The organism is Streptomyces sp. NPDC101225 (genome assembly GCF_044767585.1).
In the GTDB taxonomy this organism is placed as follows: Bacteria; Actinomycetota; Actinomycetes; order Streptomycetales; family Streptomycetaceae; genus Streptomyces.
The window spans coordinates 214,118-233,613 of the sequence record NZ_JBIWOE010000002.1 but is presented as its reverse complement, the minus strand read 5'-3'; the positions used below and the strand labels follow the sequence as shown (position 1 = coordinate 233,613).

The 19,496-nt window shown below is 70.8% G+C and carries 16 protein-coding genes, 1 tRNA gene and 1 pseudogene; 4 read left to right on the top strand and 14 right to left on the bottom strand.

The window, feature by feature from the left end; translation table 11 throughout:
- Window positions 1-376 precede the first annotated feature (376 nt).
- On the top strand, window positions 377-1,432 hold the full coding sequence (locus ACIRPX_RS03780; RefSeq protein WP_404187747.1) for a LacI family DNA-binding transcriptional regulator: 1,056 nt from the start codon (window positions 377-379) through the stop codon (window positions 1,430-1,432).
- A 230-nt stretch (window positions 1,433-1,662) separates the two neighbouring features.
- Here ACIRPX_RS03780 and ACIRPX_RS03775 read toward each other — a convergent pair.
- From ACIRPX_RS03775 to ACIRPX_RS03760, 4 genes are all read right to left on the bottom strand, one after another.
- Window positions 1,663-1,735, bottom strand: a tRNA-His gene (locus ACIRPX_RS03775).
- A gap of 104 nt (window positions 1,736-1,839) precedes the next feature.
- Window positions 1,840-2,442, bottom strand: a complete 603-nt coding sequence (orn, locus tag ACIRPX_RS03770; protein ID WP_384249768.1) for an oligoribonuclease — start codon at window positions 2,440-2,442, stop codon at window positions 1,840-1,842.
- A gap of 90 nt (window positions 2,443-2,532) precedes the next feature.
- Entirely contained in the window at window positions 2,533-3,768 is a 1,236-nt protein-coding gene (locus ACIRPX_RS03765; protein ID WP_404187744.1) for a helix-turn-helix domain-containing protein, read from the bottom strand.
- 378 nt (window positions 3,769-4,146) lie between these two features.
- A complete protein-coding gene (locus ACIRPX_RS03760) occupies window positions 4,147-4,479 on the bottom strand; it encodes a hypothetical protein (protein ID WP_404187741.1) in 333 nt (110 codons plus the stop codon).
- Between the two features lie 372 nt (window positions 4,480-4,851).
- On the opposite strand from ACIRPX_RS03760, the gene ACIRPX_RS03755 reads away from it, so the two are divergent.
- Window positions 4,852-5,379, top strand: coding sequence for a universal stress protein (locus ACIRPX_RS03755; RefSeq protein ID WP_404187738.1), 528 nt, complete (start codon window positions 4,852-4,854; stop codon window positions 5,377-5,379).
- A 150-nt stretch (window positions 5,380-5,529) separates the two neighbouring features.
- Window positions 5,530-6,096, top strand: coding sequence for a GPR1/FUN34/YaaH family transporter (locus tag ACIRPX_RS03750; RefSeq protein ID WP_404187736.1), 567 nt, complete (start codon window positions 5,530-5,532; stop codon window positions 6,094-6,096).
- 108 nt (window positions 6,097-6,204) lie between these two features.
- Here ACIRPX_RS03750 and glmS read toward each other — a convergent pair whose 3' ends face one another.
- The 3 genes from glmS to ACIRPX_RS03735 all read right to left on the bottom strand — a co-directional run bounded on the left by glmS (window position 6,205) and on the right by ACIRPX_RS03735 (window position 9,341).
- Window positions 6,205-8,022, bottom strand: coding sequence for a glutamine--fructose-6-phosphate transaminase (isomerizing) (glmS, locus tag ACIRPX_RS03745; protein WP_404187733.1), 1,818 nt, complete (start codon window positions 8,020-8,022; stop codon window positions 6,205-6,207).
- 30 nt (window positions 8,023-8,052) lie between these two features.
- Window positions 8,053-8,310 carry a hypothetical protein gene (locus ACIRPX_RS03740; protein WP_399347840.1) on the bottom strand — a complete coding sequence of 86 codons (258 nt, stop codon included), beginning with the start codon at window positions 8,308-8,310 and terminating at the stop codon, window positions 8,053-8,055.
- Window positions 8,311-8,450: 140 nt separating this feature from the next.
- Window positions 8,451-9,341, bottom strand: a complete 891-nt coding sequence (locus tag ACIRPX_RS03735) for a DUF4429 domain-containing protein (protein WP_404187730.1) — start codon at window positions 9,339-9,341, stop codon at window positions 8,451-8,453.
- Between the two features lie 83 nt (window positions 9,342-9,424).
- Here ACIRPX_RS03735 and ACIRPX_RS03730 point away from each other — a divergent pair.
- A pseudogene (locus ACIRPX_RS03730) lies at window positions 9,425-11,022 on the top strand (beta-N-acetylhexosaminidase).
- A 60-nt stretch (window positions 11,023-11,082) separates the two neighbouring features.
- Here ACIRPX_RS03730 and ACIRPX_RS03725 read toward each other — a convergent pair.
- The 7 genes from ACIRPX_RS03725 to ACIRPX_RS03695 all read right to left on the bottom strand — a co-directional run bounded on the left by ACIRPX_RS03725 (window position 11,083) and on the right by ACIRPX_RS03695 (window position 19,493).
- The gene (locus ACIRPX_RS03725) at window positions 11,083-12,852 is read right to left on the bottom strand and encodes an IucA/IucC family protein (protein ID WP_404187728.1); all 1,770 of its coding nucleotides are present in this window, start codon (window positions 12,850-12,852) and stop codon (window positions 11,083-11,085) included.
- Window positions 12,849-13,379, bottom strand: coding sequence for a GNAT family N-acetyltransferase (locus tag ACIRPX_RS03720; protein WP_404187726.1), 531 nt, complete (start codon window positions 13,377-13,379; stop codon window positions 12,849-12,851). The genes ACIRPX_RS03725 and ACIRPX_RS03720 overlap by 4 nt, the downstream gene beginning before the upstream one ends.
- Entirely contained in the window at window positions 13,376-14,671 is a 1,296-nt protein-coding gene (locus tag ACIRPX_RS03715; protein WP_404187723.1) for a lysine N(6)-hydroxylase/L-ornithine N(5)-oxygenase family protein, read from the bottom strand. Before ACIRPX_RS03715 ends, ACIRPX_RS03720 begins: the two co-directional genes overlap by 4 nt.
- Complete coding sequence (gene desA / locus ACIRPX_RS03710; RefSeq protein ID WP_404187721.1) at window positions 14,655-16,097, bottom strand: lysine decarboxylase DesA; 1,443 nt, start codon at window positions 16,095-16,097, stop codon at window positions 14,655-14,657. Before desA ends, ACIRPX_RS03715 begins: the two co-directional genes overlap by 17 nt.
- A gap of 128 nt (window positions 16,098-16,225) precedes the next feature.
- On the bottom strand, window positions 16,226-17,095 hold the full coding sequence (locus tag ACIRPX_RS03705; RefSeq protein ID WP_404187718.1) for a siderophore-interacting protein: 870 nt from the start codon (window positions 17,093-17,095) through the stop codon (window positions 16,226-16,228).
- Window positions 17,096-17,138: 43 nt separating this feature from the next.
- On the bottom strand, window positions 17,139-18,182 hold the full coding sequence (locus ACIRPX_RS03700; RefSeq protein WP_404187715.1) for an ABC transporter substrate-binding protein: 1,044 nt from the start codon (window positions 18,180-18,182) through the stop codon (window positions 17,139-17,141).
- Between the two features lie 150 nt (window positions 18,183-18,332).
- Window positions 18,333-19,493 carry an acyl-CoA dehydrogenase family protein gene (locus tag ACIRPX_RS03695; RefSeq protein ID WP_404187712.1) on the bottom strand — a complete coding sequence of 387 codons (1,161 nt, stop codon included), beginning with the start codon at window positions 19,491-19,493 and terminating at the stop codon, window positions 18,333-18,335.
- Window positions 19,494-19,496: the final 3 nt, after the last annotated feature.

Below are 19,496 nucleotides of genomic sequence, written 5' to 3'. Positions count from 1 at the left end.
GACGTGCCGACCCCCCGGCCAACTGCACTGTTGGGCCCGTTCGTACTCGCTGCGGCTCGGGCGGGGAACGTGCGGGATGTGTATGTGTCAGGTACTGTGGGAGCGCTCCCACAAGTGATGTGTTGAAGGTTCGCGGGTTCGGCCGGGGGTGTCAAGGGTGGAAGCGGGGCGAGATGTGTTCAGTTATCGGGCCGTTAAGTGGACGCGATGACTCCGCCGCCGGTCAATGCTTCTCACCCGTCCGGCGTGTGCGGGGCGAGGTGCGCGCGGGGGCCTGGGCCGGGGTCCGCGAGCGGCGGCGCCCGGGCCGGTCACCGGAGCGGACAGGACTGTTAGATTCCAGGCCAAGCGACAACGGTGGAAGGCGGCGGAGCCCATGGCAGGCCACGGAGCGCGGAGCCGAAGCGGTGGCCGGCCCACCCTCGAAGAGGTCGCCGCGCGCGCCGGCGTCGGCCGCGGCACCGTCTCCCGGGTGATCAACGGCTCGCCCCGGGTCAGCGAGGCGACCCGTGCCGCGGTCGAGGCGGCGGTCGCCGAACTCGGCTACGTCCCCAACACCGCCGCCCGCGCCCTGGCGGCCAACCGCACCGACGCGATCGCGCTGGTCGTGCCCGAGCCGGAGACCCGCTTCTTCGCGGAGCCGTACTTCTCGGACATGCTCAAGGGCGTCGGCGCGGAGCTGTCCGAGACCGAGATGCAGCTCCTGCTGATCTTCGCGGGCAGCGACCGCGAACGCCGCCGGCTGGCCCAGTACCTGGCCGCCCACCGCGTGGACGGGGTCCTGCTGGTCTCGGTGCACGCCGACGACCCGCTGCCCGACCTGCTGGCCCAGCTGGAGATCCCGGCGGTGATCAGCGGCCCCCGGTCCGCCGCGGAGACGCTCACCTCGGTCGACTCGGACAACTACGGCGGCGGCCGCTCGGCGGCCGAACACCTGATCGGCCGGGGTCGGCGGCGCATCGCGCACATCACCGGCCGCCTCGACGTCTACGGCGCGCAGCGCCGCGTCGAGGGCTACCGGGACGCCCTGCGGGACGCGGGCCACACCGTGGACGAGAAGCTGATCGAGCCGGGCGACTTCACCGAGGAGGGCGGCCGCCGGGCGATGACCGACCTGCTCGCCCGCCATCCCGATCTGGACGCGGTCTTCGCCGGCTCCGACGTGATGGCGGCCGGCGCCCGCCAGGTCCTGCGCGAGAAGGGCCGCCGCATCCCCGACGACGTGGCGCTGGTCGGCTACGACGACTCGGCCATCGCCCGCCACATGGACCCGCCGCTCACCAGCGTCCGCCAGCCCATCGAGGAGATGGGCCGCCGCATGATCGACCTCCTGCTGGGCGAGATCGCCGACCGCCGCCCGCCGGCCTCCCGCGACCTGGACCGCCGCCAGGTGGTGCTGGCGACGGAGCTGGTGACGCGTACGTCGTCCTGATCGGGCGCGGCCCGCTGATGACCCGTCAGCCGGGCAGCCGAAAGCCGCCGTCCCCCGTCGCCGTCCTGCCCCTGGCAGGATCTGCTCCTGGCCGGTGCCGCTTCCGGTGGTCCTGCTCCTCCTGGTCGGTGCCGGACCGGCGGTGCGGTCCGCCGGTGCGCAGGGGACGGTCTTCCCGGAAACGACTCGGCCGGTGCCCCCGTCTTCAGGGGCACCGGCCGAGTGCACAGGGTGAGTGACGGGACTCGAACCCGCGGCATCCTGGACCACAACCAGGTGCTCTACCAGCTGAGCTACACCCACCATGACCGGTGACGGACTTGGTGTTCTCCCGACCGGCCGAGAAAAAGTGTACAGGGTCCGAAGGGGTGCTCGCGCACGGCTTTCGCGGCGCCCCTCCCGGCCCCCTACCTGGCAGGCAGGACGTGCTTCGCCGCGATCGTCCTGGCCGTCTCCGAGTCCGGGCCGGGCTGCGGCACGAAGATCGCCTCGCGGTAGTAGCGCAGCTCCGCGATGGACTCGCGGATGTCGGCGAGGGCGCGGTGGTTGCCGTTCTTCTCCGGGCTGTTGAAGTACGCCCGCGGGTACCAGCGCCGGGCCAGCTCCTTGATGCTGGAGACGTCGACGATGCGGTAGTGGAGGTAGCCCTCCAGCGTCGCCATGTCCCTGAGCAGGAAGCCGCGGTCGGTGCCGACCGAGTTGCCGCACAGCGGGGCCTTGCCGGCCTCCTTGACGTGCTCGCGGATGTAGGAGAGGACCTGCTCCTCGGCGTCCGCCAGCGTCGTGCCGCCGGCGAGCTCCTCCAGCAGGCCGGACGCGGTGTGCATCTGACGCACCACCTCCGGCATCGTCTCCAGCGCCCGTTCCGGCGGGCGGATGACGATGTCCACACCGTCGCCGAGCACGTTCAGCTCGGAGTCGGTGACGAGGGCGGCCACCTCGATGAGCGCGTCGTCGGACAGCGAGAGGCCGGTCATCTCGCAGTCGATCCACACCATGCGATCGTTCATGCGACCACCCTAAGGCGGGCGTCCGCTTTTGGGTGCCCCGCGGTGCGGGAGGCGTACCAGGGAGCCGTCGCCCCCTGGTACGCCGCGCGCTCATGTGCCGCTGCGCTGGCCCGGCACGCTCGCCCGGCTGGTGGCGTAGGGCTCGCGGCCGTTGTCCGCGGAGGCGGCCGCCGTCGACAGCGACGCGCCCGAGCCGATCGCCGACGCGGCCGCGCGGCGGCTCTGCGGCGGGACCGGGCTCTCGGGATGCAGCGGGCCGGGCAGGGCGGGGCCGGCCGGCCCGTCCAGGTCGGCCGGCCTGTCGTTCTGCGGCCGGCGGGCGCGGTAGGCGGCGCGGTAGGCGGCCGGGGAGGACCCCAGCTGGCGCCGGAAGTGGCCGCGCAGGGCCACCGGCGACCGGAAGCCGCAACGGCCCGCGACCTCGTCCACCGAGTAGTCCGACGTCTCCAGCAGCCGCTGCGCCTGCAGCACGCGCTGGGTGATCAGCCACTGGAGGGGAGCACTACCGGTCAGCGAGCGGAAGCGGCGGTCGAAGGTGCGGCGGCTCATGTACGCGCGTGCCGCCAGCGTCTCGACGTCGAACTGCTCGTGCAGGTGCTCCAGCGCCCAGGCGACGACCTCGGCGAGCGGGTCGGCGCCGATCTCCTCCGGTAAAGAGCGGTCCAGGTAGCGTTCCTGGCCTCCCGTCCGGCGCGGTGGGACGACCAGCCGGCGGGCCAGCGCACCGGCCGCCTCGTTGCCGTGGTCCGTCCGCACGATGTGCAGACACAGGTCGATTCCGGCCGCCGTGCCGGCGGACGTCAGCACGTCGCCGTCGTCGACGAAGAGCTCTCTCGGATCGACGTGCACCGACGGATAGCGCTTGGCCAGCGTCGGTGCGTACATCCAGTGCGTGGTCGCCGGACGGCCGTCCAGCAGGCCGGCCGCCGCCAGTACGAAGGCGCCGGTGCACAGCCCGACGATCCGGGCGCCCTCCTCGTGCGCCCGGCGCAGTGCGTCGAGCGCCTCCTCCGGTGGCGGAGAGGTGATCGAGCGCCAGGCCGGCACGACGACCGTGCCTGCGCGTGAGATCGCCTCCAGGCCATGTGGCGCGGTGAGTTCCAGGCCCCCTGTGGTCCGCAGCGGGCCCTCCTCGCCACCGCACACCAGCAGTCGGTAGCGCGGTACGCCGGCGTCCTGGCGGTCAATCCCGAACACCGACAGCGGTATGGAACTCTCGAAGATGGGGCCGCCGCTGAACAGCAGCACCGCGACGATCTCCTTGCGGCGTCGCCCGGAAAGCTTCCGGGCCGCGGCTTCCGGCGCGGCAGTGGAGTCGTGGCTCATACTGCTAAGCCCCCCTCGGTGGTCGCGGCTCCTCGGTTGTGTCGCTCCTGCACGTTTCCCCTCGGTCCTGCACGAGTCCCCCGCCGTAAGACGTCAAGATCGAATCTACTGTGTCCCGTGGTGCCGGGGTGACCCAGTTCGGGAACCGGCACATTGTCGACATGGCAACTTGGCGTAAAGCATTCGATCACGAAGCGTTGCACTCACGGGCCGTGCAGGGAAGTGCGCCTTGTGGCAGTGGCCAATCCACATAGGGTGCCCGGGGCCTCGGAGCCCTTGTTCGTGCAGGTGGAACGAGGGTTGGGGGGTGGTTGCGGCAAGGAATGCACGAGGTCCGGAAGTTGGCTGAAAAGCGTCGCGCGCGTGCACGGAAACCGGTCAGCCGACCGGTGTGTTTCCACCGGCCCGTCGTCCGCCTCTGTGAGCGCCCGTGCCGTTTCTGTGACGACGGCCGTGCCCCGGTGCGGACTCCTCGGGCGGCCGGCGGGCCGCGCCGCGTTCGGACTGGCGCAGCAGCAGGCGGCAGACGGCGGTGACGGCGGCCAGGCCGAGCGCGGTGCCGGCGGCGCCGGCGAGCGAGGTGCCGTACCAGACGAGTACCACAGGGACCAGGACGCAGCTGAAGGCCGCCCAGCGGACCACGTCGGTCGCGGTCTCCTGGGGCGCAGGGGTCGCTCGGGGAGTGTCGGGGGTGGGGCGCGGTCCGGACATGCGTACTCCCTGGGGCCTGGGTCACGGTGTTCAACGCCTGTTCGACCGGTCGGTCACTGGGTGCCGCCGGGTCCGGCCCCGCGCGGTGTCCTGTTCCGTACCGCCCGGGTGACCGAATCCTGTGGGTGCGGAACGCCTGTACGGCGCAGCAACCATTGCGTTGCGGGCGCCCCCTCGTGCATGCTCCCTGGAACCCCCACGACGGGGGTGCCCTCGCCCGGGCGAGTCGGGAGCGGGGGAGTGGGCGGGATCTGGGCTAAGGAGGCGTGCCGCCGTACCCTTGGGGGTATGGGGTTGGGAAGATGATTCCCGGACACAGCTCCGCCGCACACTGTCGTCCCTCCCAAAAAGGATCAAAACGCCGAGACAGTCATGGCCGGTCACGAATTCTTCGAACCCGCGGACCGCAAGCGCCCCGTCGCCGATCCCACGGCGGCCGAGCCCGAGGCGGCCGAAGAGCCACGCCACTCCTGCGATCCAGCCTTCAAGCACGGCGTCGTCGTCGGATTCGACGGCTCCACGTCCAGTGAGCGCGCCCTCGCCTACGCGATCGGGATGGCCCATCGCACCCACTCGGGGCTGATCATCGTCCATGTCGCCAACCGGCTGCCCACCACGGTGTGGGCCGGCTGCGAGCCACCGGTCTTCGTCGACGTGCCGGACCACCGCACCGAGGTTCTCGGTCTCGAGCTGGCCTGTGCGGAGTACCTCTCCGAGGTGCCCTGGATCCTGGTCGAGCGCGGCGGCGACATCTGCCACGAACTGGAAGAGGTCGGGCGGGAGTACGAGGCGGACGCGATCGTCGTCGGCTCCACGCACGGAATCGTCGGGCGTATCTTCGGCTCCGTCGCGGGGCGGCTCGCGAAGCGGGCCAAGCGTCCCGTCGTCGTCATTCCGTGACGCGCCGTTCCCCCTGGTGAGATGCGATCCGGGGGCGGCCGGTCTCCTTTCTGCAAAACGCCAACCTACTGGCGCGTAGAGGTGTTTGTGCTTTTGTGAAGGGCATATATCGCTCACCGCACAACTGCACATGCATGAAGGGAGCCCGCCGTGGACAACGACGTCTCCGCGGGAAGCGGAACCACTACCGTGGTCGGCCGACTCGCCCTGGGAATCACCCTGTTGGCGTTCGGACTCGGAAACACCGACGTGATCAACGGCGTGTCGGCCGCTGACGCCGTCTCACTGGCCCACTACGTGGGCGGCGTTGCGCTGTTCGTCGCCGGACTCTTCGCCTTCCGCGACCGGGACACCGCGACCGGTACGGCCTACTCGGGGCTCGGCGCCCTGTGGTTCACCTGGGCCGTCACCGCCGGCAACGCGATGTCCGCCAACGCGGCAGGCCTGTTCCTGCTGCTGTTCGCCCTGGTGGCGCTCACCCTGACCCTCGCGGGCGGGGATCAACTCACCCAGGGGACCTACGGGTTGTTCTTCGTCTCCCTCGTGCTCCTCGCCATCGCGCAGTTCGGGACCAGCGGCTCCCTGACGAAGGTCGGTGGCTGGTTCGCCGTGGCGGCGGGGGCGGTCGCCTGGTACGCGGCCACGGCGGCGCTGGCCCACTGGCCGACCGCCCTTCCTCGGCGCGCTGCGGGCCGGGGGGTGACGGCCACCGGCTGACGCAGCGGCGGGCCGGGGCATTGGGCGGCCCCGGCCCCTGAAGGAACGACCCCCCGCGCTGGTGGCGCGCGGGGGGTCGTTCCTGTCCGGGCGGTGGAGGCGGGGTTCCTACTCCACCGTCACCGACTTCGCCAGGTTCCTCGGCTTGTCGATGTCCCGGCCCAGGGCCAGGGCCGTGTGGTAGGCGAGGAGCTGGAGGGGGATGCCCATCAGGATGGGGTCGAGTTCGTCCTCGTTCTTCGGGACGACGACCGTCTCGTCGGCCTTCGCCTCGTGCTGGTGGGCGACCGCGAGGATCCTGCCGCTGCGGGCCTTGATCTCCTCCATGGCCGCGCGGTTCTTCTCCAGCAGGTCGTCGTCGGGGACGATCGCGACCGTGGGGAGGGCCGGTTCGATCAGGGCGAGGGGGCCGTGCTTGAGCTCGGAGGCCGGGTAGGCCTCGGCGTGGATGTAGGAGACCTCCTTGAGCTTCAGGGAGGCCTCGCGGGCCACCGGGTAGCCCCGGACGCGGCCGATGAAGAGCATCGAGCGCGCCTCGGCGAACTGCTCGGCCAGGCGCTTGATCTCGTCCTCCTGCTTGAGGACCTCGGTGATCTGCTCGGGCAGCTTGCGCAGGCCCTCGATGATCCGCTTGCCGTCGCGGACCGAGAGGTCGCGGGTGCGGCCCAGGTGCAGGGCGAGCAGGGCGAAGGCGACCGTGGTGTTGGTGAAGCACTTGGTGGAGACGACGCAGACCTCGGGGCCCGCGTGGACGTAGATGCCCGCGTCGGCCTCCCGCGCGATCGCCGAACCGACCACGTTGACGATGCCGAAGACGCGCGCGCCCTTGCGCTTGAGCTCCTGGACGGCGGCGAGGACGTCGTAGGTCTCACCGGACTGGGAGACGGCGACGTAGAGGGTGTCGGGGTCCACGACCGCGTTGCGGTACCGGAACTCGGAGGCCGGCTCGGCGTCCGCGGGGATACGGGCCAGCTCCTCGATCATCTGGGCGCCGATCATGCCCGCGTGGTACGAGGTGCCGCAGCCGAGGATCTTCACGCGCCGGATCCGGCGGGCCTCGCGGGCGTCCAGGTTGAGCCCGCCTAGGTGCACGGTGGAGAAGCGGTCGTCGATGCGGCCGCGCAGCACGCGGTCCACGGCGTCGGCCTGCTCGTGGATCTCCTTGTGCATGTAGGTGTCGTGGCCGCCCATGTCGTACGAGGCCGCCTCCCACTCCACGGTGGTCGGCTCGGCCGTGGTACGGGTGCCCTCGGTGGTGCAGGTGCGGAAGTCGTCGGCCTTGAGGGTGGCCATCTCGCCGTCGTCGAGGGTCACTATCTGCCGCGTGTGGGCGACCAGCGCGGCGATGTCCGAGGCGACGAACATCTCCTTCTCGCCGATGCCGAGGACCACCGGGGAGCCGTTGCGGGCGACCACGATGCGGTCCGGGAAGTCGGCGTGCATGACGGCGATGCCGTACGTGCCCTCGATGACCCGCAGGGTCTCGCGGACCTTCTCCTCCAGCGTCTCGGCCTGCGAGCGGGAGACGAGGTGGACGAGGACCTCGGTGTCGGTCTCCGAGAGGAACTCGACGCCGTCCGCCTCCAGCTTGCGGCGCAGGTCGGCGGCGTTGTCGATGATGCCGTTGTGGACGACGGCGACCTTGCCCCCGGCGTCCATGTGCGGGTGGGCGTTCGCGTCGGAGGGGGCGCCGTGGGTGGCCCAGCGGGTGTGGGCGATTCCGGTCGTGCCCTTGAAGCGGGCCGGGACCCGGGCCTCCAGGTCGCGGACGCGCCCCTTGGCCTTGACCATCTTCAGGCCGGCCGTCTTCGGGGAGGTGACGACGATGCCGGCCGAGTCGTAGCCGCGGTACTCCAGGCGCTGCAGCCCCTCCAGGAGGAGGGGGGCGACGTCACGCTTCCCGATGTATCCGACGATTCCGCACATGTATACGTATCCCGTTCCCGGCCCTGCGACTCAGCCGTAGACGATGCGGCGCAGCTGCCTGAGCGTGAGCTCCGGCGGCGCGACCGCCCGGTATTTCAGGTCCGCCCCGATCCGTTCGAAGATCGTCGCGTTCACCAGGCCCTGGGCCTGGAGCTCGCGGTGGCGGCGACGGACGTACTCCTCGGTCGTCTCGTCGAAGTAGGCGAGCACGTCCTGGACCACCCGCAGCGCCTCGCCCCTGCTGAGGGGCGAGGACCGGGTCAGGTGATCAACAAGTTCGTCGTGCACCCGATGATCCTGGGGTACGAAAAAGGGTTTCGCAAGAATCCTGCCCGATTTCGGGCAAACCCTTGCGGATGATCTTTGACGCTGCCCCGAGTACGGTCCGCGGGCCGGGCCCGCACCCCCCCGCGGGCGGTCCTCCTGCGCTACATCCGCTTGAGGATCGCCTGCTTGGCCAGGGTGAACTCCTCGTCGGTCAGCACGCCCGTGCGGTGCAGCTCACCCAGCTCGCGCAGCCGCCGCAGCAGTGCGTCGTGGTCGTCCTCACGCTGTTCGCCGGGCGCGGGGCGCGGGCGGTCGCGCGGCTGCTCGGGTGCCGCGTCCGTGACGGCCGGCGCCGTGGGATGCGGCAGGCGGGCCTGTACGGCGGCCGCGAGCAGCGCCATCAGCGGGTCCTTCTTGAAGCCCCACAGCTCCACGGAGTTCGGGTCGTACTTGGGCGGCGCCTTGGTGGGCGCCCCCTGCACGGTGAAGCGCAGATGCCCGTTCTCCAGGCCGGCCGCGGGCTGCCACTCGACCGCGATCAGCTCCGCGACGGCCAGGGTGCGGGTGCCGGCGGCGGCCTTGGCGTCCTCCGTCTTCCAGTTCCACTCCAGCCGGATGAACTCGCCGTCGAAACTCGCGGTGCCGTCCCCGGCCGAGACGGACAGCGGCAGGGGCGGCCCCGGCAGCAGGTACTCGCTCACCGGGGCCGCCGGAACCCCGTCCAGCAGCAGGGCGTTGCGCACCTCGTCCACGAAGTACTCGGCGACGCCGTAGCGGTCGGACTCCACGATCAGCTGGTACGGGTCGTTGGGCTCGGTGAGCCGGCCCCCGGAGGCGTGCAGCAGCGGGTCCGCGCCGTCGCGCAGCCGCAGTCTGAGCCGTCCCGACTTGCGGCCCTGCTCGAACGAGATCCCCGCCAACGCCCCCAGGGGGACGACGAGTTCACCCAGCGTACGGCGGAGCAGGCTGACGTTTCTGTCCCGCCCCGGCGTCAGTCGAAGGGCATCGCCGTCGAAGGCCCAGGTGCCGTCCTTCTGGATGATTTCCGCCATGGGGTGATTGTTTCACCGGATCTGCGGGAGAGTGGTCTCTACCATTCGTGGTCCCTCAGGGGTCCCTGTCGAAGGGAGCGCATGTGAGACGGCACCACAGAACGACTCCCCGTACGGCCCGCGTTCTCGGTTCCCTGCTGCTGGTCGCGGCGGCCGCGCCGTCACCGCCGGCGCGGCACCGGCGGCGACGTCCGGGGCGACCCCGCTCGACCGGGTGGTTCCGGCACCCGCGTCGACCACCCCGGGCGGATCGCCGTACCGCATCACCCGTGGCACCCGTATCCGTGTCGACGGCTCACCGCAGGCCCGCCGGGTCGGCGCGTACCTCGCCGGCCTCCTGCGGCCCTCCACCGGCTACCGGCTGCCGCTGACCACGCACGGCGCGGCGGGCATCCGACTCCGCCTGCGCGCAGGCCCCTTCGGCGCCGAGGGCTACCGCCTCGACAGCGGCGGCAAGGGCGTCACCATCACCGCCGCCGAGCCGGCCGGGCTCTTTTACGGCGTGCAGACCCTGCGCCAGCTGCTCCCGGCGGCCGTGGAGCGGAAGACCGTCCAGCCCGGACCGTGGCAGGTGGCGGGCGGCACCGTCGAGGACAGGCCGCGCTACGCCTACCGCGGAGCGATGCTCGACGTCTCCCGCCACTTCTTCACCGTCACTCAGGTCGAGCGCTACATCGACCAGTTGGCCCTCTACAAGGTCAACAAGCTGCATCTGCACCTCAGCGACGACCAGGGCTGGCGCATCGCGGTCGACTCCTGGCCGCGGCTCGCGTCCTACGGCGGCTCGACGCAGGTCGGCGGCGGCAGCGGCGGATACTACACCAAGGCCGACTACCAGGAGATCGTCCGGTACGCCGCCTCCCGCTATCTGGAGGTCGTGCCCGAGATCGACATGCCCGGCCACACCAACGCGGCCCTCGCCTCGTACGCCGACCTGAACTGCGACGGCAAGGCGCCCCCGCTCTACACGGGCACCGAGGTCGGCTTCAGCTCGCTGTGCGCCGGCAAGGAGGTCACGTACACCTTCGCGGACGACGTCATCCGCGAGCTGGCCGCGATCACCCCCGGCCGCTATCTGCACATCGGCGGCGACGAGGCGCACTCCACCGGCCACCAGGACTACGTGACGTTCATGGACCGGGTGCAGCCCCTCGTCGCCGGGTACGGCAAGACGGTGGTCGGCTGGCACCAGTTGACCGGCGCGCACCCGGTGAGGGGCGCCGTCGCGCAGTACTGGGGCCTGGACGACACGGACGCCGCGGAGAAGGCACAGGTCGTGAGGGCCGCGCGGAACGGGACGGGGCTCATCCTCTCGCCCGCCGACCGGCTCTACCTCGACATGAAGTACACCGAGGACACCCCGCTCGGGCAGGACTGGGCGGGCCTGGTCGAGGTGCGGCGGTCCTACGACTGGGATCCGGGCAACTACCTGGCCGGGGTGCCGAGTTCGGCGATCAAGGGGGTGGAGGCGCCGCTGTGGACCGAGACCGTCGTGACGGACGCCGACATCGACTTCATGGCCTTCCCGCGGCTGCCCGGTGCGGCCGAGCTCGGCTGGTCGCCCGCGGCCACGCACGACTGGGACACCTACAAGGTGCGGCTCGCCGCGCAGGCGCCGCGCTGGGACGCGCTGGGGATCGGCTACTACCGCTCGCCGCAGGTCCCCTGGCCCGCGCCGTAGGCCGGACATACCGGACGGGCTCCCCGCGGGACCGTACCGCGGGGAGCCCGTCCGGCGCGGTCAGAACCCCGCGACGGGATTCTTGAGGGTTCCGGCCAGCTGGAGGGCGCCCGCCGGATCGGCCAGGTCGACCATCTGCCGGTTGTCGCGCAGCTGGAGCCGGTTGAGGCAGGACAGCGCGAACTTTGGGGCGAACAGGTCGTACCGCTCGAACTTGTCGGCCAGTTCGGGCACCGACCTCTGGTACGCGCGGACGACCTCCGCGACCGTGCGCCAGAAGTCGTCCTCCGCCAGGACTCCCTCGTCGGCCAGAACCGCGGAGAGGAAGCGGAAGAAGCAGTCGAAGACGTCCGTGAAGATCGACAGGAGCTTCCTGTCCTCCGGGACCCGCACACGCAGCCGCTCGACCGCCGGCGGCAGCACCGCGTCCGGGTCCATGACGGCGATCTCCTCGGCGATGTCCTTGTAGACGGCGCGCTGGACCACGCCGTCCTTCAGGACCAGGATCACGTTCTCGCCGTGCGGCATGAACACCAGGTCGTAGGCGTAGAAGCTGTGCAGCAGCGGGGTGAGGTACGCCCGCAGATAGCGGCGCAGCCACTCGGTGGGCGTGAGGCCCGACCGTTCGATCAGCGCGCCCGCGAAGGACGCGCCCTCGTGGTCGACATGGAGGAGGGAGGCCATGGTGGCCGGCGACTCGCCGTCCCCGAGGAAGGAGACCGGGCTCTCGCGCCACAGCGCAGCGAGCATCTTGCGGTACGGCGAGTAGCGGTCCGTCGCCTTCTCGTACTCCAGGTGCCGGTAGCCGACGGCGGCCCGCTCGCGGATGATCGACAGACCGGTCGACCGCAGCACGGGGTCGCCCTCGACGAGCTGGGCGAGCCAGTCGTTGATGGCCGGCGTCGCCTCCATGTAGGCGGCCGAGAGCCCGCGCATGAAGCCCATGTTGAGCACGGACAGGGCCGTCTTCACATAGTGCTTCCCGGGGTGGGAGCGGTTGAAGAAGGTCCGGATGGACTGCTGCGCCAGGTACTCGTCCTCGCCCTCGCCCAGGCAGACCAGATGCCTGCGGGCCACCTCGGCGGCGAAGGTCACCGTGAGCTTGTTCCACCACTGCCAGGGGTGGACGGGTATGAGGAGGTAGTCGGCCGGGTCCAGGTCCTGGGCGCGCAGGACGCCGTGGAAGCGCTCGACGGTGTCCTCGCCCAGCTCCTGCCGTACGAAGTCCTCGTACTCGATGCCCACGCCCGCCGTGAACGCGGCCCGCGAGCGGTGCGCGGCCAGCCACACCAGGCGGACCGGGCTCGCGGTCTCGGGGGCGTACGACAGGTACTCGTGGACACCGAAGCCGAGCCGTCCGTTGTTGGCGACGAAGCAGGGGTGGCCCTCGGTCATACCGGTCTCGATGTCCTGGAATCCGGAGCGGGCCAGCTCGGCGGAGGGGATCTGCGGTTTGGTGAGCTTGTAGCAGGTGCCGGAGAGGGTGGAGGAGATCTCCTCCAGGTAGACGGGCAGGACCTCGTCGCTCAGGCCCAGGGACTTCTGCAGCTCGATGAAGAAGTCCAGGGCGCTGAGCGGGAGTTCGGTGCCGTCGCGGTGGCGGGTCACGGAGCCGGCGTCCACCTGCCAGTGGTCGAGGGCGCGGAGCACGGCCGTGAAGGTGTACCGGGTCAGGCCGTCGTCGCTGCGGACGACGTAGCGGTCCCCCCGCGGCCGCGGGGTGATCAGCCGTTCGTGGGCGAACTCGGCGAGCGCCTTGCGGATCAGCAGGCGGTTGGCCCGCTCCCAGCGTTCCGGGGAGAGATGGGCGACGGCGTCGGCGAGGCTCATGCGGTCACCCCCGTCGCGGCCAGGAACCGCTCCCGGGTGCAGAAGCTGAGCAGCGCCCTCTTCTCCGGCTTCTGGATCTCGCGCTCCGGCACGAATCCGACGGCCTCGTTCAGCGCGTGGACGGCCTTGTTGGCCACGTCCGGCTCCACGACGACGCGCCGCACCGCCGGGTCCTCGAAGAGCCGGGCCAGCACGGCGGTGATGACGGACCTGGTGAAGCCGTGGACGGGCGTGTCGGTGGCGGGAGTGAGGAAGTGCATGCCGATGTCGCCCGGCCGCGGTTCGTACAGGCCGGCCAGCTCGCGGTGGACGGGGTCGTAGTGCTCCGTCAGGAAGACCGGTTCGCCGTCCCGCAGCCCGAGCAGCGCGTGCTGGTGCTCGTCGGCCGCGATCTCCATGTAGGCACGCTCGACGTCCACCAGCCGGGCGTCCCGCATCATCCAGAAGGCGGCCTTGGGGTGGGTGACCCAGGAGTGCAGGAGCTCGGCGTCCTCGAGCGGGTCGACGGGGCGGAAGGTGAAGGTCATGGGGCGAACTCCTGGAAGGCGATCGTCTTCTCGACCGGGTAGTAGGCGGTGCCGAGCAGCTCGCGGATGATGCAGCTGTTGCGGTACGCGCCCATGCCCAGGTCGGGGCTGGTGATGCTGTGGGTGTGCACGCCGGCGTTCTGCAGGAAGACGCCGCGGCCGGTGACGTCGATGGCGTAGTTGCGGCCCACGTCGAAGCGGCCGTGGCCGTCGAGGCGGAGGCGGTCCTCGACGGGGCGGAGGAAGGCCGGGGGCTCGTAGTGGTAGCCGGTCGCCAGGACGAGGCCCTCCGTGTGGATCTCGAACTCCCTGCCCTGCTCGTCCTGGTGGAAGCCGAGCCGGTACGCCCCGTCGGTGTGGCGGGCGCTCACCAGGGACGAGTTCGTCAGCAGACGGGTCGGCACCGGGCGGCCGCCGCTCTCGACGTTCTTCTGGTAGAGCAGGTCGAAGATCGCGTCGATGAGGTCGGAGTTGATGCCCTTGAAGAGGCCCTTGTGCTCCTTCTCCAGCCGGTAGCGGGTCTCCTCCGGCAGCGCCCGGAAGTAGTCGATGTAGTCCGGAGAGGTCATCTCCAGGGTCAGTTTGGTGTACTCCAGCGGGAAGAACCGCGGGGAGCGGGTGATCCAGTTGAGCTGATAGCCGTGGACGTCCATCTCGGTGAGCAGCTCGTGGTAGATCTCGGCGGCGCTCTGGCCGCTGCCGACGACGGTGATCGACTTCTTCGACTGCAGCTCGCTCTTGCGGTGCCGGTACTGCGAGGTGTGGAACAGGCCGCCGTCCAGCCCCCGGCACGCCTCGGGCACGAAGGGGACCGTCCCGGTGCCGAGGACGAGGTGCCGGGCCCGGTGGACGGCGCCGGCGGCGGTGCGCACGAGGTAGTGGCCGTCCTCGTGGGTCACCTCGGTGACGGTCGTGCCGAACCGGACGCTGCCGAGCTGGTTCGCCGCCCAGCGGCAGTAGTCGTCGTACTCGACGCGCAGCGGATAGAAGTTCTCGCGGATGTAGAACGAGTACAGCCGGCCCTTCTCCTTGAGGTAGTTGAGGAAGGAGTAGGGCGACGTCGGGTCGGCGAGCGTGACCAGGTCCGACATGAACGGGGTCTGGAGGTGGGCGCCGTCGAGGAACATGCCCGCATGCCACTCGAAATCCTGCTTCGACTCCAGGAAGAGGCCGTCGAGTTCGGCGATCGGCTCGGTCAGACAGGCCAGGCCGAGATTGAAGGGGCCGAGCCCGATGCCCACGAAGTCGTAGGTCCTGGGGGTGGATGCGGCGGGCTCAGGAAGCGCGGTCAAGGGATTCTCCCAGGTACTGCTCGGCGTGGCCGGCGATCAGGTCGAGTACGGCGGCGATGTCGCCGGTCGTCGTCTCGGGGTTGAGCAGGGTGAACTTCAGGTAGTGGCGGCCGCCCACCGTGGTGCCGGCGACGACCGCGTCGCCGGAGGCGAACAGGGCCTTGCGGGCGTAGAGGTTGGCGCGGTCGATCTCGGCCGGGCCGGTGACGTCGGCCGGGATGTAGCGGAAGACGAGGGTGGAGAGCGCGGGCCGGACGACGACGTCGAAGCGCGGGTCGGCGGCGAGCAGCCGCCAGCCCTCGCACGCGAGGTCGCAGACCTGGTCGAAGAGCTCGCCGATGCCGTCGGCGCCCATCGTCCGCAGCGTCATCCACAGCTTGAGGGCGTCGAAGCGGCGGGTGGTCTGCAGGGACTTGTCGACCTGGTTGGGGATGCGCTCGGTGACCATGCGGCGCGGGTTCAGGTACTCGGCGTGGTAGGTCGCGTGCCGCAGGGTGGAGGCGTCCCGCACCAGGACGGCGGACGAACTCACCGGCTGGAAGAAGGACTTGTGGTAGTCGACGGTGACCGAGTCGGCGCGCTCGATGCCGTCGACGCGGTCCCGGTACTTGAGCGAGGCGAGCAGGCCGCAGCCGTAGGCGGCGTCCACGTGCAGCCAGGCGCCGTACTGGGCGCACAGTCCGGCGATCTCGGGCAGCGGGTCGATGGAGCCGAAGTCGGTGGTGCCGGCGGTGGCGACGACGGCCATCGGGATCAGGCCGTCCTTCCTGCAGCGCTCCAGCTCGTGGGCGAGGGCGACGGTCCGCATCCGCTTGTCGGGGCCGACGGGGACGGGCACCACCGCGTCCGGGCCGAGGCCGAGGAGTTTCGCCGACTTCTGCACGCTGAAGTGGCCCGCCTCGGAGGCGAAGACGCGCAGTCGGGCCAGGGAGTCGGACTTGGCCTCCTCCCTCGCCAGCAGCAGTGCCTGGAGGTTGGACTGGGTGCCGCCCGAGGTGAACACGCCGTCGGCGTTCTCGCCGAGGCCGATGCGGGCGGTGGTCCAGTCGATGAGCCTGCGTTCGATCAGGGTGCCGCCGGCCGACTGGTCCCAGGTGTCGAGGGAGGAGTTGACGGCGGACAGCACGGCCTCGCCGAGCACCGCCGGAATCACGACGGGGCAGTTGAGGTGGGCGAGGTAGCGCGGATGGTGGAAGTAGATCGCGTCACGGAGGTAGACGTCCTCCAGCTCGTCCAGGACGGCGCCGGTGTCGCCCAGTGGCCGGTCCAGGTCGATCGAGGCGATGCGGGGAGCGAGGGTGTCGACGGTGACACCGGTGAACGGACGGTCGGTGGTGGCGAGTTTGGCCGCCACCCGCTCCACTCCTTCGGTCACGGAGCTGCGGTATTGCTCCGCGGTCAGGTCATTGAGCAGGTGCGAGCGCATGTGGGGGTCCTCCGGTGGGGACAGTCCGTGCGGGGTGGGGAGCGGGGAAGCACAGAGCTTCCGGCTTCAACTTAGGTTAGCCTAACCTAAGTTCTTTGGCTCTGAACCTGTCTCTCCAGTGACCGCCGTCACTCCGTCTCGCGCAGCTGCTCCTCACTCAGGCCCTGCCGCCAGTAGCCGACGAAGGTGACGCGCCGCCGGTCGATCCCGCGCTCGCCGACGAGGTGCCGGCGCAGCTGCCGCACGCATCCGCTCTCGCCCGCGATCCAGGCGTACGGGCGCTCCGAGGGCGGGAGCCGGGCGGCGCGCAGGGCGTCGAGGGCCATGGGGGACCCCTCGACGCCCCGCCCGTCCCGGACCAGCCAGGTGATCTCGGCGTCCGCCTCCGTCGCCAGGTCCTGGATGTCTCCCGCGTCCCGCACCTCCAGCCAGGCGCGGGCGCGGGCGCCCGCGGGCAGGGACTCCAGGATCGCGGAGGCGGCCGGGACGGCGGTCTCGTCGCCCCACAGCAGCAGCAGGTCGGTGTCCGCGGGCGGCCGGAACCGGATCGCGCGGTTGTCCGCGAGCGCGGGGCCGAGCAGGACGACGCGGTCACCGGCGCCGGCCCGGGCGGCCCACCGCGAGGCGGGACCGGCCGGGGTGTGCAGGACGAAGTCGATGTCGATCTCGTCGGGGTCGCGCCGCAGCGAGCGGAGCGTGTACGAGCGCATCACCGCCCGTACGCCGTCCGGCAGTTCACGCCAGGCCTGCCACCAGCCGCCCCCGCCGTCGGCTTCGCCCGAGCGGGGGGACCCCCATCCGAGCTCGTGGGGCACGGCGGGCTCGCGCTGGCCCGGGTGCGGCAGGAAGAGGGAGAGGGACTGGTCGCATCCGTCGGAGCGGAACGCGTGCAGGTCCTCGCCGCCGAAGGTGACGCGCAGCAGCGACGGCCCCAGCCGCCTCGTCCGCGTGACCTGGAGGGAGAAGAAACGGAACGGGGCGGCTACGGCCGTCGTCATGGCGTGGCTCCTGAATCGACGTCAGGGGAGGACGGGCCGGCTGTCAGCCGACCTTCTTCGCCTTCTCCAGCGCCTCGGCGAGGCTCGTGAGGAGGGGCGTGCACTTGTCGTAGGAGAGGATCGGCTCGGGGGAGCGGCCGATGACCTGCCCGGCCTTGACCGCGGGCAGCTTCTTCCAGGTCGCCTTGGTGATGTCGGCCGGCTGGATCGCCGAGGTCCGGTCGTCCATCATGATGATGTCCGCCGGGTACTTGTCGACGTTCTCCCAGCTCAGCGACTCGTACCAGCCGCCTCCCTTGGCCTTCGCCCGCTCCGGGGGTTCGACGAAGTTCACGCCGAGCGCCTTGAAGTACTCCAGGTCGACGGAGAGGTTCGTGCCGGAGACGTAGAAGAGCGTGTCGGCCGCGGAGCCGGCCATCACCTTGATGTCGGGCTTGGCCTTCGCGGCCTTGCGCAGCCGGGCCGCCGCCTGCTCGAACTTCTTCTTGGCGCCGGTGACCGCGGCCGCCTCCATGTCCGCGCCGAGCGACGCTGCGAGCGCCCACATGCGCTGCAGCGGCTCGGTCAGCTGGCGGTCGTAGACGGAGATGCCGACACTGGGGGCCAGCTGGGCGATCTTGTCCTTGGAGGCCTCGGGGACGTACCAGAGCGTGCCGGCGTCGTCGAACATCGTGCTGATGAGGACGTCCGGCGCGAGGGCCGCGTACTTCTCGACGTTGAACTGGTCCCAGACGTTGCCGAGGATCGTGACCTTGCTGATGTCCATGTCGCCGGCCTGGACGTCGGGCTTGCCGTCCGGCGTCTTCGTCGGGCCGAAGACGCCCTTGACGCTGATGCCGTAGTCGTGGAGGGCGGCGGCGACGCCGGTGAACGCGACGATGTTCCTGGGTGCCTCGTCGAGCTTCACCGTCTTGCCGCGGTCGTCCTTGAAGGTCCAGGGGCCGGACCGGGCGGCGGTCGTCGCGCCGGAGCCCCCGCTTTTCGCGTCGTCGTCACCGCAGGCGGCGAGCGCGGCACCGAGGCCGAGGGCGCCGCCGGCGGCCAGGATGCCGCGACGGGTGAGATGGGTGGCTCTGGCGTTGGACATGGTGGGGCTGCTTTCGAACGGGGCGGAACGCCCGCCGGACGATTTTCAACGTAGGTTAGCCTAACCTCAGTCGATGTCCAGGGGGTGGGGCGTTCCGCGCCCGAACCTGTCGTCAGCCTGTGAGCCGCTTCTCCCTCGCCGTGCCGGGCGTCAGCCGGCCAGGCCCAACTCCCGTGCGATCAGCATCCGTTGGACCTCGCTCGTGCCCTCGCCGATCTCCAGGATCTTGGAGTCGCGCCACATCCGGGCCACCGGGTACTCGTTCATGAAGCCGTAGCCGCCGTGGATCTGGGTGGCCTCGCGGGCGTTGTCGACCGCGACCGTGGAGGCGTGGAGCTTGGCGAGCGCGGCCTCCTTCTTGAAGGGGGCGCCGGTCACCAGCCGGGCCGCCGCGTCCCGCCAGGCGAGCCGCGCGGTGTGGGCCCTCATCTCCATGTCGGCGATCTTGAACTGGATGGCCTGGTTGGCGCCGATGGGGCGGCCGAAGGCGTGGCGCTCCTTGGCGTACTTCACCGACTCGTCCACACAGCCCTGGGCGAGGCCGGTGGCGAGCGCCGCGATGGCGACGCGGCCCTCGTCGAGGATGCGCAGGAACTGCGCGTACCCGCGGCCCTCGGTGCCGAGCAGGTTCGCCGCCGGGACGCGGACGTCCGCGAAGGACAGCTCGCGGGTGTCCGAGGCGTTCCAGCCGACCTTGGAGTACGGTGCCGCCACCGTGAAGCCCGGGGTGCCGGAGGGGACGATGATCGACGAGATCAGCGGCCGGCCGTCGGGTTTGCGGCCGGTGACCGCGGTGACCGTGACCAGGCCCGTGATGTCCGTGCCCGAGTTGGTGATGAAGCACTTGGTGCCGTTGATCACCCACTCGTTCGTCGACTCGTCGAGGCGGGCCGTCGTGCGGGTCGCGCCCGCGTCCGAGCCGCCGTCGGGCTCGGTGAGGCCGAAGGCGCCCAGGATCTCGCCCGAGCACAGCCGCGGCAGCCACTCGCGCTTCTGCTCCTCGGTGCCGAAGAGGTGGATCGGCATGGCGCCCAGCGAGACGCCGGCCTCCAGGGTGATGGCGACGGAGGAGTCGACACGGGCCAGCTCCTCCAGCGCCACGCCCAGCGCCAGATAGTCGCCGCCCATGCCGCCGTGCTCCTCGGGGAACGGCAGCCCGAACAGGCCCATGCGGCCCATCTCGCGGACGATCTCGTAGGGGAACTCGTGGTGCTCGTAGAACTCGCCGATCTTGGGTGCCACGACGTCGTGGGCGAACGCCTCGACGGTGCGGCGGAGTTCTTCGAGCTCGGGGGAGAGACGGAAGTCCATGAC